This window comes from Geodermatophilus sp. SYSU D01186 (assembly GCF_054050215.1).
Genome location: NZ_JBJGYW010000004.1, coordinates 34943 through 48980, shown reverse-complemented (window position 1 = coordinate 48980; position 14038 = coordinate 34943). Strand labels below are relative to the sequence as shown.

Below are 14038 nucleotides of genomic sequence, written 5' to 3'. Positions count from 1 at the left end.
GGTACCCGACGCAGAGGAGGCTGCTCCCGCGGCGTCCGCCACGCTCCCGCGGTGCCGCAGCGCCGCAGGAGCGGGCGGAACCCCCGCACGAGCAGCCCCAGGTCACGAGGCGCCGTCGAAGAGGCTCGTGACCGAGCCGTCCTCGAAGACCTCCTTGATCGCCCGCGCGAGCAGCGGCGCGATGGAGAGGACGGTGAGCTTGTCGAACTGGCGGGCCGGGTCGATCGGCAGCGTGTTGGTCACGATGACCTCGCTGACCCGGCTGTTCTTCAGCCGGTCGACCGCCGGCCCGGAGAGGACGCCGTGGGTGGCCGTGACGATGACGTCGGCGGCGCCGGCCTCGAAGAGGGTCTCCGCCGCCTTCACGATCGTGCCGCCGGTGTCGATCATGTCGTCGACCAGGATGCAGACCCGGCCGGCGACCTCGCCGACGACGCGGTTGGCCACGACCTCGTTGGCGACCATGGGGTCGCGGGTCTTGTGGATGAAGGCCAGCGGGGTGCCGCCGAGCTTGTCGGTCCACCGCTCGGCCACGCGCACGCGGCCGGAGTCCGGCGAGACGACGGTGATGTCGCGGTCCCCCCACCGCTCGCACACGTGCTTGACCAGCAGGTCGAGGGCGAAGAGGTGGTCGACCGGCCCGTCGAAGAAGCCCTGGATCTGGGCGGTGTGCAGGTCGACGGTCATGAGCCGGTCGGCGCCGGCGGTCTTGAACAGGTCGGCGACGAGGCGGGCGGAGATCGGCTCGCGGCCGCGGTGCTTCTTGTCCTGCCGGGCGTAGGGGAAGAACGGCGCGACCACGGTGATCCGCTTGGCCGAGGCCCGCTTCAGGGCGTCGACCATGATCAGCTGTTCCATGAGCCAGGTGTTGATCGGTGCGGTGTGGCTCTGCACGACGAAGGCGTCGCAGCCGCGTACGGACTCCTCGAAGCGCACGAACAGCTCGCCGTTGGCGAACTCGTACGCCGCCGTCGGCGTCGGGGTCACGCCGAGGTGGCCGGCGATCTCGTCGGTCAGCTCCGGGTAGGCCCGGCCGGAGAACAGCATCAGGCTCTTGCTGGTGGTCTGCCGGATGGCGCTCATCGGCTCAACTGCCCCTAGTGGTCGTCGTCTCTGGGAACGTGCCGTCGACCGGCCTACTCGGACGCCTGCGTTCGAGTGTCGGCCGCGCCGGCGGCCTCCGCACCCCCGGCCGCCTCCGCGGCCTTCGCCGCGGCCGTCCCTGGACGCCGGCGGCGCACCCAGCCTGCCACATTCCGCTGGGTGGCCCGCGCCACAGCCATCGCCCCCGGGGGCACGTCCGAGGTGATCACGGACCCGGCCGCGGTGTAGGCGCCGTCGCCCACCGTGACCGGTGCCACGAGCATCGTGTCGGAGCCGATCCGCACGTGGTCGCCGATCGTCGTCCGGTGCTTGGCGACGCCGTCGTAGTTGACGAAGACCGTCGCCGCCCCGATGTTCGCGCCCTCGCCGATGGTGGCGTCGCCGACGTAGGACAGGTGCGGCACCTTGGAGCCGATGCCGACCTCGGCGTTCTTCGTCTCGACGAAGGCGCCGACCTTGCTCCCGCGGGCCAGCCGGGTGCCGGGGCGCATGTAGCTGAACGGGCCGACGGTGGCGTCGGGCCCGACGACGGCGCCCAGCACGTGCGAGCGGACGACGGAGGCGCCCTCCCCCACCTCGGTGTCCCGCAGCGTGGTGTCCGGCCCGACGACGGCGCCGGTGGCCACCGACGTCGTCCCCTGCAGCTGGACGCCGGGCTCGAGCACCGCGTCGGGGGCGACCGTGACCGTCACGTCGACCCAGGTGGTCGCGGGGTCGACGACGGTGACGCCGGCGCGCATGAGGTCGTCGAGCACCCGGTCGTTGAGGGTGCGCCGGCGGGCCGCCAGCTCGCGGCGGTCGTTGCAGCCGAGGACGTCGTCGGGGTCCTCGGCACGCACGCCGCCGACCCGGGCGCCCTCGGCGACGAGGAGGCCGAGGACGTCGGTCAGGTACTGCTCGCCCTGGTCGTTCTCCTCGCCGAGGGAGCCCAGCATGCGCCGCAGCGCGGCCGCGTCACCGACGTAGACGCCGGCGTTGATCTCCCGGATGGCGCGCTGCTCGGGGGTGGCGTCGCGCTCCTCGACGATGGCCTGCACCGCACCCTCGGCGTCCCGCACGATCCGGCCGAGGCCCGTGGGGTCGGCCACCTCCGCGGTGAGGACCGTGAGCACGCTGCCTGCGGCGCGGTGCTCGTCGACCAGCGCGGCGATCGTCTCCGGGCGCAGCAGGGGCGCGTCGCCGTTGACGATCAGCACCGGACCGTCGACCTCGGGGACGGCGTCCAGCGCGACGGCGGCGGCGTGCCCGGACCCGCGCTGCTCGGCCTGGAACACCGGCCGCGCGGCGGGCGCGACCGCGGCGAGGTGCTCCTCGACCTGCTCCCGGCCGGCCCCGACGACCACGACGGTGTGCCCGGCCGACAGCGGCTCGGCCGCGGCCAGCACGTGCCCGAGCATGCTGCGCCCGCACAGGGTGTGCAGCACCTTCGGCGTGGACGACTTCATCCGCGTGCCCTGCCCGGCGGCGAGGACGACGACGGCGGCGACGGACGGCGGGGGTGGGACGGTCACGGGTCTCCTCGTGCCTAGGGCTCGGACGGCGTTGCTGGGGGACTCGGACTCGAACCGAGACTTCCCGGCTCCAAAGGCCGGCGGGCTGCCGATTACCCCATCCCCCACTGCGTGCGTCACCGGCGCACCGGCGGCGCGGACACCGGTCGGCGTCCCCCGGAAGCCTAGGGCGCCCCGGGATCGCGGGCACCGCCCGACCGGGTGGTCCCGACAGGCGGCACTCCCTACGGTGACGTAGGTTACGGCCTCGCAGGCCGGTTCCCCGGCACCCCAGAGCCGCGGTGCCCACCGGTCCCCCACCACCAGGAGGCCGCTTGTCCGCGCCCGCACTCACCCGGCCCACCGCACCGCCGCGCTCCGCCGACCCGGACGCCGGCCTCCCGGCGAACGCACTGGGCGAGGTGAAGGGCGCGCTGGAGCAGATCACGCTCTACGTGTTCGTGATCGTGCCGTTCCTGGCCCTGGCCGCGGTGGTGCCCGCCGTCTGGGGGTGGGGGCTGTCCTGGCTCGACGTGGGCCTCGCCGTCGGCTTCTACTACCTGACCCTGCTGGGGGTCACCGTCGGCTACCACCGGCACTTCACCCACGGGTCGTTCAAGGCCAACCGCCCACTGCGGATCGCGCTCGCGGTGACCGGGTGCATGGCGATCCAGGGCCCGGTGGTGCAGTGGGTCGCCGACCACCGTCGGCACCACGCCTTCTCCGACCGCGCCGGTGACCCGCACTCTCCGTGGCGCTACGGCACCGACGCGCGGGCACTGCTCAAGGGCATGTGGCACGCGCACCTCGGCTGGCTGTTCGACCGCCGGCAGACCAACCCCGAGCGCTATGCGCCCGACCTGCTCAAGGACGTCGCCCTGCGGCGCACCAGCCGGCTGTTCGTGGTGTGGGCCTTCCTCAGCCTGGCGCTGCCGGCGGTGATCGGCGGCCTGGTCACGCAGAGCTGGGCCGGTGCCTGGTCGGCGTTCTTCTGGGCCGGCCTGGTGCGGGTGGCGCTGCTGCACCACGTGACCTGGTCGATCAACTCCGTCTGCCACGTCGTCGGCAGCCGGCCGTTCGCCTCTCGGGACCGGGCGACCAACTTCTGGCCGCTGGCGCTGCTCAGCGGTGGGGAGTCGTGGCACAACCTGCACCACGCCGACCCCACCTGCGCCCGCCACGGCGTGCTGCGCGGCCAGGTCGACATCAGCGCCCGCGTCATCTGGGTGTTCGAGAAGCTCGGCTGGGCGCACAGCGTGAAGTGGCCCGACCCGGTCCGGCTGGCCGCGAAGCGGCGGGTCCCTGCCGCGGCCGCGTCCTGACGGCGGCCGGTCCCCCACCCGGGCCGCCGACGCCGCACAGGACCCCCGCGGCGGGGGCGGCACGGGGCACCATGGGGGCCATGCCCAGCAGCGTGGCTCGGCCCCGGGTGCGCATGACCGGCGCCCAGCGGCGTCAGCAACTGATGGACGTCGGCCGGGAGGTCTTCGCCCAGCGCGGCTACGAGGCCACCTCCATCGAGGAGCTGGCCGCCCGCGCCGACGTCAGCAAGCCCGTCGTCTACGAGCACTTCGGCGGCAAGGAGGGCATCTACGCCGTCGTCGTCGACCGCGAGATGCAGCGGCTGCTGGACCGCTTCACCTCCGCGCTGGCCGCCGGCGGCACCCCGCGGGAGCTGCTGGAACGGGCCGCCCTGGTCCTGCTCGACTACATCGAGGAGGACACCGACGGCTTCCGCGTCCTGTCCCGGGACTCCCCGGTCAGCGGCGCGTCGGGGGGCACCTACTCGTCGCTGATCGGTGAGGTGGCGCGCAAGGTCGAGCACATCCTCGCCGCCCAGTTCGACGCCCGCGGCTACGACCGCCGGCTCGCCGAGCTCTACAGCCAGGCGCTGGTCGGCATGGTGGCGCTGGTGGGTCAGTGGTGGCTGGACACCCGCTCGCCGGGCAAGCGCGAGGTGGCCGCGCACCTGGTCAACCTGTCCTACAACGGCCTGGCCCACCTGGAGCCGGCTCCCCGCCTGGTCAGCCGGCCCTCGGAGCTCCCCAGCGCCTGAGGGTCACCCGACCAGGCGGGCCCCGGGCACCGGTCCGTGCACCGCGCGGACGGTGCGGTACACGCCCACCCCGGCCAGCTCGGCGGCCAGCCGGACGGCGGCGTCCTCGTCGTCGGCGAGCGCGGCCACCGTCGGCCCGGACCCGCTGACGATCGCCGCGGGCGCGCCGGCGTCCGTGGCTGCCCGCAGCGCGCGGCGCAGGGCCGGCCGCAGCGACACCGCCGGCGGCTGCAGGTCGTTGGCCAGCGCGGCGGCGAGCGCCGACACCGGACCGCTGCGCAGCGCGCTGATCACCGGCTCGGGCGAGGCCAGCTCGCCGCCGTCGGGCACCCGCCCCTCGTCCCGCAGCCGGTCCAGCTCGGCGTAGACCGCCGGGGTCGACAGGCCCTCGCCGGCGATGCCGAGCACCCAGTCCCACCGCCGCCGGGCCAGCACCGGGGAGAGCTGCTCGCCCCGACCCGAGCCCAGCGCGACCCCGCCGTGCAGGCTGAACGGGACGTCGCTGCCCAGCTGCGCGGCCAGGGCGGCGAGCTCGCCGCGGGTGGCGTGGGTGCCCCACAGGGCGTCCAGGGCGACCAGCGCGGCGGCGGCGTCGGCACTGCCACCGGCCAGCCCCGCCGCGGCCGGGATGGACTTGTCGACCGTGATGGTGGCGTCCGGGGACACGCCGGCGCGCTCGGCGAGCAGCTCGGCGGCCCGCCAGACGAGGTTGCGGCGGTCGGTGGGGACGGCGTCCGGACCGGTGCCCGTGGTGCCCTCACCCGTGACGTTCAGCGCCAGCCCGGAGCCGGGGCGGACGGTCACCGTGTCGAACAGCGAGACGGCGAGGTAGACCGTCCGCAGCTCGTGGAAGCCGTCGGCGCGCAGCGGGCCCACGGCCAGGTGCACGTTCACCTTGGCCGGCGCGCGGGCGACCACGGCGCCGTCCCCGGCGATCCGCCCGGGCCCGCCGGAGGACGACCAGCTCATGCGCCCGGCTCCACCGGCGGGGTGGCGGCCAGCCGCGCGAAGTCGGTGACCGACAGCTGCTCGCCCCGGGTGGCCGGTTCGATGCCGGCGGCCCGCAGCCGGGCCTCGGCCGCGGCCGGGCCGCCCGCCCACCGCGCCAGCGCGGCCCGCAGGCCCTTGCGCCGCATGCCGAAGGCCGCGTCGACGACGGCGAACGTCGCGGCACGGTCCCCGGGCGGCGGCGGCCGGCGCACCAGCGCGACCAAGCCGGAGTCGACGTTGGGCTCCGGCCAGAAGACGCGCCGGCCCACGTTGCCGGCGCGGCGGACCTCGCCGTACCAGGCGGCCTTGACCGACGGCACGCCGTAGGCCGGGGCGCCGGGCGCGGCCGCGAGCCGCTCGGCGACCTCGGCCTGCACGAGCACCAGGGCGCGGCGCAGCGTGGGCAGCAGTTCCAGCAGGTGCAGCAGCACGGGCACCGCAACGTTGTACGGCAGGTTGGCCACCAGCGCCGTGGGCGGCGGCCCGGGGAGCTCATGGACCCGCAGTGCGTCGGCCTCGACGACGGTCAGCCGGTCGGCGAGGGCGGGCGCCCGCTCGGCGACGGTGCGCGGCAGCAGCGCGGCCAGCCGGGGGTCGATCTCCACCGCGGTGACCCGCGCGGTGGCCGGCAGCAGGCCGAGGGTGAGCGAGCCGAGTCCGGGACCGACCTCGAGGACGACGTCCTCGGGGGTCACCTCGGCGGTGCGCACGATCCGCCGGATCGTGTTCGCGTCGTGCAGGAAGTTCTGCCCCAGCGTCTTGGTCGGACGCAGGTCGAGCTGCTGGGCCAGGTCGCGGATCGCGGCCGGGCCCAGCAGCTCGGAGGCCGGCTCGGGAGTGCTCAGCGGAGACCGAGCTTGCGGGCGCAGGCCGGCCAGGCGCCCCACCCCTGCGTGGCCTGGACGCGCTCACCCACGGCGATCTGCTCCTCCCGGCTGGCGTCGCTCGGCAGGCCGGTGCCGCCGTGGGCCCGCCACGTGCCGAGGTTGAACTGCAGGCCACCGTAGTAGCCGTTGCCGGTGTTGATGGCCCAGTTGCCGCCCGCCTCGCACTTGGCGAGCTGGTCCCAGACGCCACCACCGGCGACCGCCGGGGCGGCCGGGCGCTCCTTCGTGCCCACCGTGACCTGCTCGTCGACCGGCTTGCGGGTGACGGTGGTGGTCAGCTGCTCGCGCGCGGTCTCGACGCCGTCGGTGACGGTGACCCGGAAGGTGGTCGCCTGCTCGCCGTCCACGCCCTTCTGGGTGACGGTCTTCTCGCCCTCGAAGGCCTCGGGGTTCTGGGTCTCGACCGTGCCGTGCGGGATGGCAGAGGTCTCGGTGACCTCGTTGACCTGCACGCGGGTCACCTGGATCCGCATGCGGTCCAGCAGCGCCTGCTCGGCGTACACGCTGGTGCGGTCGTCCGGGCCCAGCGTGACGCCTTGCTCGGCCAGCAGGGCTCCGGCGGTGGCGGCCGTCGTGGTCACCACGCGCTCGGTGCCGTCGACGAGCAGGGTGATGTCCTTGGGCGTGCTGATCGACAGCGCCATGCCGTCGAGCGGGAGCCGCTCGCTGCGGCTGGCGGAGAGCACGAGGTCGTCGGCGCGGTAGCCCAGCTGCGCGAGCGCCTCCTCCACCGACAGCGCGGTCACGTAGACCTCGCTGGCCACGCCGTCCACGGTCAGCTGCAGGGGGCGGGCCCGGTTGACGACGACCGCGTCGCCGTCCTCGACACCGGCCTCGGCGTCGGGCAGGACGACGTCGTGCGACTGCGTCTGCAGGCCCTCCTCCTCGAGCACCTCGCCGACGGTGTCGGCGTAGGTGCGGACCTCACGCGCCTGCCCGTCGACGGTCAGCGTCAGGGACTTCTGGGCGGCGAAGTAGGCCAGGGTGCCGCCCACGAGTCCGAGCAGGACGAGGACGTAGAGGGCGAGCTTCAGCGATCGGGACACGACACTTCCAGGGGTCACTGAACCCGGGCAGAGGAGGCCGCGCAGGAACCCACCGGCAGGTGGGCACCGAGCGCGTTCCCGGCTCGGACGGCAGTCGACCGGGAGCTCATCGCTCCCGGTCGCGGTGCCGCCCGGGTCGGTCCCCACCCCGGCTGGTCACGACACGATAACGAACCTGATACCTCAGGCGACGGTGCGTGAGCAGTGAACCAGCGGGTCGACGTAGCGACATGTGGGCGCGCCGATACACCGAGTGATTGTGTGCCGGGCTGCCACGCGTGGGACGCGTGCGCAGCGTGAGGCTGGTGGGGTGACCAATCGCACAGTGTGGCTGCCCTCTCGACGGGGCAACGGCGCCGCTCAGCGCACCGGCGAGGGGTGACGGGGCACACGATCGGGCCGGCCCCTGGTCACCCGGCGGACCGGTTCGGGAGCCTCCTGCGGTGTCCTCCTCGCTTCCGCGGCGTCACAGCACCGCAGGAGCGCACGAGGTCCCGCAGGAGCGGCCGCCCGCACCGTGGGTGGACCGGTCGCGGGGGCCCGCAGGGGCTCCCGACCGGGACACGGGGAGGGCTCAGCGCAGCAGGGGCACGGCACGTGGCCGTGGTGCGGTCCGGAGGACCGCAGTGACTCAGCGCGCGAGCGCGCGGTCGGTGGAGCGGACCGGCCGCAGCCAGGTGAGCAGGAACACGGCGACGGCGAGCCCGGCGGCCAGCCCGGCGAAGCCACCGGCGACCAGTGCCACGGGCAGCAGGTCGACGCCCTCGGTGACGCGGTCGCCCAGGTCGATGCCGGCGGCCAGCAGCAGCGCCCCCAGCGGGAGGAGCGCCAGCACGCTGGTCGCGGCGGTGACCAGGTGCGCGGTCCAGGTGCGCAGCGCCTCGTCGACGGGCACGTCGGCACCCTCGGCCGGCAGGGGGCGCGCCACGGTGCGCAGCAGCGCGATCTCGGCGAGGACCCAGGTCGCCAGCGGGACGACGAGGGCGACCCACCCGACGGAGGCGGGCAGGTTGTCGCGCTGCCACATGAGGGCGGCGGCCACCACCTCGGCGGCGACCATGACGCGCATCGCCCACACCAGGACGGGCGAGGCCTGCTCGGCGAACTTCGGCCGGCGCGGCGGGCTGCTCAGCCGCCAGCGGGGCCGGGGCCGGGTCGTCTCGGCGAGCACGACGCCCACCAGGAGGCCGACCAGCAGGGCCGGGGCCCAGAGGAACACCGAGGCCTCGGCGAACAGCACGATGCTCACCACGATGCCGACCAGCCCGAGCAGCCAGCCCAGCGCGCGCACCCGCCGTCCGTGCTGCGCCTGGCGCTGCAGCGTCGCGGTGCCCTCCGGCGTGGGAGTGGCGAACTCGACGGCGGCGACCGCGACCGCGCGGCGACCGGCGGCCAGCGCCCACGCGCGGGCGAGGAGCACACCGGGGACCAGCACGGCGATGAAGAGAACGACGGCGATGAGGCGGCCCACGCCCCTAGTGTCCACGCTTCGGCTGGGAGCGGGAGGACCGTCCTCCCGGCGTCAGGGCTGCGCCGGGATCCCGTCGTCCCAGGAGCCGAAGACGCGCTCCGCGTTCCTGGTCAGGGCCTCGCAGAGCTGGTCGAGCTCGGCCCCGGTGACCTCGGCGAGCGCCCGCACGGTGAGCGGCACGAGCCGGGAGGCGTTGGGCCGGCCCCGGTGCGGCATCGGGGTGAGGAACGGCGAGTCGGTCTCGACGAGCAGCTGGTCGAGCGGGGTCAGGGCGGCGGCCTCGCGCAGGTAGCCGGCGTTGCCGAAGGTCAGGGTGCCGGCGAAGGAGAGCACGTGGCCGCGCTCGACGCAGGCCTTGGCGAAGGCGGCGTCGCCGGAGAAGCAGTGGAAGACGGTGTGCTCGGGAGCGCCCTCGTCCTCGAGCACCCGGAGGATCTCCTCGTGCGCGTCGCGGTCGTGGATGACCAGGGCGACGCCGCGCTCCTTGGCGATGCGGATGTGCGCCCGGAACGAGGCCTCCTGCGCCGCCCAGCCCTCGGGGCCGGTGCGGAAGCGGTCCAGCCCGGTCTCCCCCACCGCACGCACCCGCGGCAGCGCGGCGAGCCGGTCGATCTCGGCCAGGGCGTCGTCGGTGGCCGCGCCGGCGCCCGCCTCGTTCGGGTGCAGCGCGACGGCGGCCAGCACGTTGGGGTGCCGGGCCGCGAGCTCCGCCGACCACCGCGAGGAGCCGACGTCCACCCCGACCTGCACCAGCCGCGGGACGCCGACGGCCACGGCGGCGGCGATCTCGGCGTCCACCGCGGCGGCGTCCGGCAGCCGGTCGCTGTCGAGAGCGATGTCGAGGTGGGTGTGGCTGTCGATCGCCGGCGACGGGAGCGGCTCCGGGGACGGCGGCGGCTCCCCCCGCCGGTTGGCGCGGGCGCTCGCCGAGCGACTCACTCCTCGCCCTCGAGCCGGCGCAGTTCCTCCTCGACGATCGACTCGTCGAGCTTCTTGAACACCGGGGTGGGCGGCGCCAGCGGCGTCCCCGGCTGCAGCGGCCGGGACGCCCACACGGCCTGCGCGGCGTCGTAGTCGCCGGTGATGACCGGGTAGGGCGAGCCGTCGTCGAGGTCGGTGACCTCGTCGATCCGGGGCGCGGGCGACCACACGCCGGTGCCGCCGAGCAGCTCGTGGATCTTCTGCGCGGAGTGCGGCAGGAACGGCGTGAGCAGGGCGTTGCAGTCGCTGATGGCCTGCAGCGCGGTGTGCAGGACGGTGTCCCGGCGGGCCGGGTCCTCCTTGAGCTTCCACGGCGCCTGGTCGGACAGGTACTTGTTCGCCTCGCCGACCACCCGCATCGTCTCCGCGGCGGCGGCCTTCTGCCGGTTGCGGGCCAGCAGGTCGCCGATGGGCCCGAACGCGGCCTTCGTCGTCGCCAGCAGCGCCTGGTCGGCCTCGGTCAGCTCCCCGGGGGTGGGGACGGCGCCGACGTTCTTCGCCGCCATCGAGACCGAGCGGTTGACCAGGTTCCCCCAGCCCGCGACCAGCTCGTCGTTGTTGCGGCGGCGGAACTCCGACCAGGTGAAGTCGGTGTCCTGCGTCTCCGGCCCGGCGGCGGCGATGAAGTAGCGCAGCGCGTCGGCGTCGTACCGGGCCAGGAAGTCCCGCACGTAGATGACCACCTGGCGGGAGGAGGAGAACTTGCGCCCCTCCATCGTCAGGAACTCGCTGGAGACCACCTCGGTGGGCAGGTTGAGCCGGCCCAGCGAGCCCGGGGTGCCGCCCTTGTCGCCCTCGCCGTTGTAGCCGAGCAGCTGGGCGGGCCAGATCTCGGAGTGGAAGACGATGTTGTCCTTGCCCATGAAGTAGTAGGCGTCGGAGTCCGGCGTCTGCCACCACTGCCGCCAGGCGTCCGGGTCGCCGGAGCGGCGGGCCCACTCGATGGACGCCGACAGGTAGCCGACGACGGCGTCGAACCACACGTAGATCCGCTTGTCGGGGCGGTCGCGCCAGCCGTCGAGGGGCACCGGGACGCCCCAGTCGATGTCGCGGGTGTAGCTGCGCGGCTTGAGGTCGTCGAGCAGGTTGACGCTGAAGTTGAGGACGTTGGGCCGCCAGCTCGTGCGGGTGGCCAGCCAGTCGCCCAGCGCCCGGGTGAACGCCGGCAGGTCGAGGAAGTAGTGCTCCTCCTCGACGAACTTCGGGGTCTCGCCGTTGATCCGGCTGACCGGGTTGATCAGGTCGACCGGGTCGAGCTGGTTGCCGCAGTTGTCGCACTGGTCGCCGCGGGCGCCGTCGTAGCCGCAGATCGGGCAGGTGCCCTCGATGTAGCGGTCGGGCAGGGTGCGGCCGGTCGACGGGCTGATCGCGCCGAGCGTCGTCTGCGGGAAGACGTAGCCGTTCTTCAGCAGCCCCAGGAAGATCTCCTGGCTGATCTGCGCGTGGTTGACCGTGGTCGTGCGGGTGAACAGGTCGTAGCTCAGCCCGAGCGACTGCAGGTCGCCGACGATGATCCGGTTGTTGCGGTCGGCGATCTCCCGCGGCGTGATGCCCTCCGCGTCGGCGGCGACGGTGATCGGCGTCCCGTGCTCGTCGGTGCCGCTGACCATCAGCACCCTGTCCCCCACCATGCGGTGGTAGCGGCTGAAGACGTCCGAGGGGACGCCGAAGCCGGAGACGTGGCCGATGTGCCGCGGACCGTTGGCGTAGGGCCAGGCCACGGCGGTCAGGATGTGCCGATCACTCACGCCGACGAGAGTACGGAAGCGGCGTCCACCCGGTTCAGGGCTGGCTGGTGCCCGCCGTCGCCGGGGTCTCGGCCGGGGTCCCCGGCACCGGTGTGACGAGGACGACCGCGACCAGCGCCAGGCCGATGACGCCCAGCGTGGCCGCCCGCAGGACGGGGCGGGCCGGCCCCGGCTCCGGTCGGGAGGCGGCGGCGCGCGGCCCGGTCGCCGACCACGCCAGGGCGCTCGGTGCGCCGGCGAGCAGGAGCTTCCCCACGGGCACGCCGAGGAAGAGGAGCGCGAGCGGGAGCAGTGGCAGCGACGCCGTCAGCGGGTCGAGCAGCGGCGTGCCGAGGGCCAGCACCAGCAGGGCGGCGACCAGGGCGATCTCGGCGGTGGCCACGCCCGTGTACGTGCGCCGTCCGGACCCGTCGGCGAGCAGCAGCCCGCCGCCGGCGCACAGCACGACCCACGTCGCCAGGCCCAGCAGCACGGCGGCGACCACCGGTCCGGACGGCCGCGAGCCGACGAGCAGGAGGCCGTCGAGGCCGGTCAGCGCACCGGCGACCAGCGCCACGGCCTCCAGCCCGGCGAGCCCGGCGGCGGCCAGCACCGCCACCGGCGGCCGCGGCCGACCGGGCACGGGCGCCGTGGGGGTGGTGCTCGGATCGGGCACGGTGCAGCTCTCCCTGGCCGGGGACGACGGTCACCGGTCGGGTCGGCGCGGGCGGGAGCCCGCTGAACGCCCGTGGGGAGGGGCCTCACCCCTCCGGGGGAGTCAGCGGCGGGCGATGTTCTCGGCAGCCGGCGGCCGCTCTCCGGTGGCCATCCGGCTGCGTCGGCGGCCGTACACGAAGTACATGCCGATGCCGAGCAGCATCCAGACGAGGAAGCGCAGCCAGGTGTCGGTGGGCAGGTTCGTCATGAGCCACAGCGAGGCCAACGCCGAGACGATCGGCAGGACCGGCACCCACGGCACCCGGAAGGACCGGTGCAGGTCCGGACGGGTGCGCCGCAGCACCCAGACGCCGATCGACACGAGGAAGAAGGCGAAGAGCGTGCCGATGTTCACCAGCTCCGCGAGCGCGGTGAGCGGGACGAACCCGGCGAGCAGCGCGACCACGATCCCGGTGGCGATCGTGATGCGGTACGGGGTGCCGTACCGGTGGTGGACCTTCGCCAAGCCGGGCGGCAGCAGGTGGTCACGACTCATCGCGAACAGCACCCGGGACTGACCGAGCATCAGGATCATGACGACCGACGTGAGCCCGGCCAACGCGCCGAGCGAGATGATGCTCGAGAAGACCGGCATCCCGTTGGCCGAGAACGCGCCCGCCAGGGGTGCGGTCGCGCTCAGCTCGGTGTAGTTCTGCATGCCCACGACCACCAGGGAGACCGCCACGTAGAGGGCGGTGCAGATGGCCAGCGAGCCGAGGATCCCGCGCGGCATGTCCCGCTTGGGGTCCCGGGTCTCCTCGGCGGCGGTCGCCACGATGTCGAAGCCGATGAAGGCGAAGAACACGATCGCCGCGCCGGCCAGGACCCCGCCCCAGCCGTAGAGGCCGGGGCTGAACCCGGTGAGCACCGAGATCAGTGGCGTGTGCAGCCAGCCGCCCTCCCCCGCGGGCGCGGGCTCGGCCGGCGGGACGAACGGCGAGTAGTTGTCTGCCGTCACGTAGAAGAGCCCGACGACGATCACGAGAAGGACGACGGCCAGCTTGATGGCCACGATGATCGCGGTGACCCGCGAGGAGAGCTTGATCCCCAGGATCAGGACGCCGGTCATCACCAGCGTGATCACGATCGCCGGGATGTTCACCGTCGCCGTCTCTCCCGCGATCGACGACGGCAGCGGTGTGCCGACGTCGCCGAGCAGCTGGTTGAGGTAGCCCGACCAGCCCACCGAGACCGTGGCTGCGCCCAGGGCGAGCTCGAGGACGAGGTCCCAGCCGATGATCCACGCGATGAACTCGCCGAAGGTCGCGTACGAGAACGTGTACGCCGACCCGGCCACCGGCACGGTCGAGGCGAACTCCGCGTAGCAGAGTGCGGCGAGCCCGCAGACCACGCCGGCGATCACGAAGGAGATCGCGACCGCGGGGCCGGCCTGGTCGCGGGCGACGATGCCGGTGAGCACGAAGATGCCGGTGCCGATGATCACCCCGACCCCGAAGACCGTGAGGTCCAGGCCCGACAGGTTCTTCTTGAGCCGGTGTTCGGGCTCGTCGGTGTCGCGGATGGAGTCCTCGACGGACTTGACCCGGCGCGTGTTGACGGCCACGGCGT

At 74.1% G+C, this 14038-nt stretch carries 12 protein-coding genes and 1 tRNA gene; 2 read left to right on the top strand and 11 right to left on the bottom strand.

Features of this window, described 5'->3' with window-relative positions; translation table 11 throughout:
• Positions 1-102 precede the first annotated feature (102 nt).
• The 3 genes from ACI784_RS04265 to ACI784_RS04255 all read right to left on the bottom strand — a co-directional run bounded on the left by ACI784_RS04265 (position 103) and on the right by ACI784_RS04255 (position 2722).
• Positions 103-1083, bottom strand: coding sequence for a ribose-phosphate diphosphokinase (locus ACI784_RS04265; RefSeq protein ID WP_456921637.1), 981 nt, complete (start codon positions 1081-1083; stop codon positions 103-105).
• Positions 1084-1136: 53 nt separating this feature from the next.
• Positions 1137-2615: a bifunctional UDP-N-acetylglucosamine diphosphorylase/glucosamine-1-phosphate N-acetyltransferase GlmU gene (gene glmU, locus ACI784_RS04260; protein ID WP_456921636.1), complete on the bottom strand. Its 1479-nt coding sequence runs from the start codon at positions 2613-2615 to the stop codon at positions 1137-1139.
• A 34-nt stretch (positions 2616-2649) separates the two neighbouring features.
• Positions 2650-2722, bottom strand: a tRNA-Gln gene (locus tag ACI784_RS04255).
• 207 nt (positions 2723-2929) lie between these two features.
• Here ACI784_RS04255 and ACI784_RS04250 point away from each other — a divergent pair.
• Both ACI784_RS04250 and ACI784_RS04245 read left to right on the top strand, forming a co-directional pair.
• On the top strand, positions 2930-3916 hold the full coding sequence (locus tag ACI784_RS04250) for an acyl-CoA desaturase (protein WP_457012591.1): 987 nt from the start codon (positions 2930-2932) through the stop codon (positions 3914-3916).
• A gap of 80 nt (positions 3917-3996) precedes the next feature.
• A complete protein-coding gene (locus tag ACI784_RS04245) occupies positions 3997-4650 on the top strand; it encodes a TetR/AcrR family transcriptional regulator (protein ID WP_456921634.1) in 654 nt (217 codons plus the stop codon).
• Between the two features lie 3 nt (positions 4651-4653).
• On the opposite strand, the gene ACI784_RS04240 is transcribed toward ACI784_RS04245, so the two are convergent.
• From ACI784_RS04240 to ACI784_RS04205, 8 genes are all read right to left on the bottom strand, one after another.
• Positions 4654-5619: a 4-(cytidine 5'-diphospho)-2-C-methyl-D-erythritol kinase gene (locus tag ACI784_RS04240; protein WP_456921633.1), complete on the bottom strand. Its 966-nt coding sequence runs from the start codon at positions 5617-5619 to the stop codon at positions 4654-4656.
• A complete protein-coding gene (gene rsmA / locus ACI784_RS04235) occupies positions 5616-6527 on the bottom strand; it encodes a 16S rRNA (adenine(1518)-N(6)/adenine(1519)-N(6))-dimethyltransferase RsmA (protein WP_457012589.1) in 912 nt (303 codons plus the stop codon). Before rsmA ends, ACI784_RS04240 begins: the two co-directional genes overlap by 4 nt.
• Positions 6482-7573 (bottom strand): ubiquitin-like domain-containing protein, encoded by a 1092-nt coding sequence (locus ACI784_RS04230; RefSeq protein WP_457012588.1) that lies wholly within the window; start codon positions 7571-7573, stop codon positions 6482-6484. The genes rsmA and ACI784_RS04230 overlap by 46 nt, the downstream gene beginning before the upstream one ends.
• 631 nt (positions 7574-8204) lie before the next feature.
• Complete coding sequence (locus ACI784_RS04225) at positions 8205-9044, bottom strand: hypothetical protein (RefSeq protein ID WP_456921630.1); 840 nt, start codon at positions 9042-9044, stop codon at positions 8205-8207.
• A 51-nt stretch (positions 9045-9095) separates the two neighbouring features.
• A complete protein-coding gene (locus tag ACI784_RS04220; RefSeq protein ID WP_457012587.1) occupies positions 9096-9983 on the bottom strand; it encodes a TatD family hydrolase in 888 nt (295 codons plus the stop codon).
• Positions 9980-11773: a methionine--tRNA ligase gene (gene metG, locus ACI784_RS04215; protein ID WP_457012586.1), complete on the bottom strand. Its 1794-nt coding sequence runs from the start codon at positions 11771-11773 to the stop codon at positions 9980-9982. The genes ACI784_RS04220 and metG overlap by 4 nt, the downstream gene beginning before the upstream one ends.
• A 34-nt stretch (positions 11774-11807) precedes the next feature.
• Complete coding sequence (locus tag ACI784_RS04210; RefSeq protein ID WP_456921627.1) at positions 11808-12428, bottom strand: hypothetical protein; 621 nt, start codon at positions 12426-12428, stop codon at positions 11808-11810.
• 102 nt (positions 12429-12530) lie between these two features.
• The gene (locus tag ACI784_RS04205; RefSeq protein ID WP_457012585.1) at positions 12531-14033 is read right to left on the bottom strand and encodes an amino acid permease; all 1503 of its coding nucleotides are present in this window, start codon (positions 14031-14033) and stop codon (positions 12531-12533) included.
• Between the last annotated feature and the right edge of the window lie 5 nt (positions 14034-14038).

Coding starts and splice junctions, on each gene's coding strand:
- ACI784_RS04265 (WP_456921637.1), bottom strand. CDS start 1,083: ATGAGCGCCATCCGGCAGACCACCAGCAAGAGCCTGATGCTGTTCTCC.
- ACI784_RS04245 (WP_456921634.1), top strand. CDS start 3,997: ATGCCCAGCAGCGTGGCTCGGCCCCGGGTGCGCATGACCGGCGCCCAG.
- ACI784_RS04240 (WP_456921633.1), bottom strand. CDS start 5,619: ATGAGCTGGTCGTCCTCCGGCGGGCCCGGGCGGATCGCCGGGGACGGC.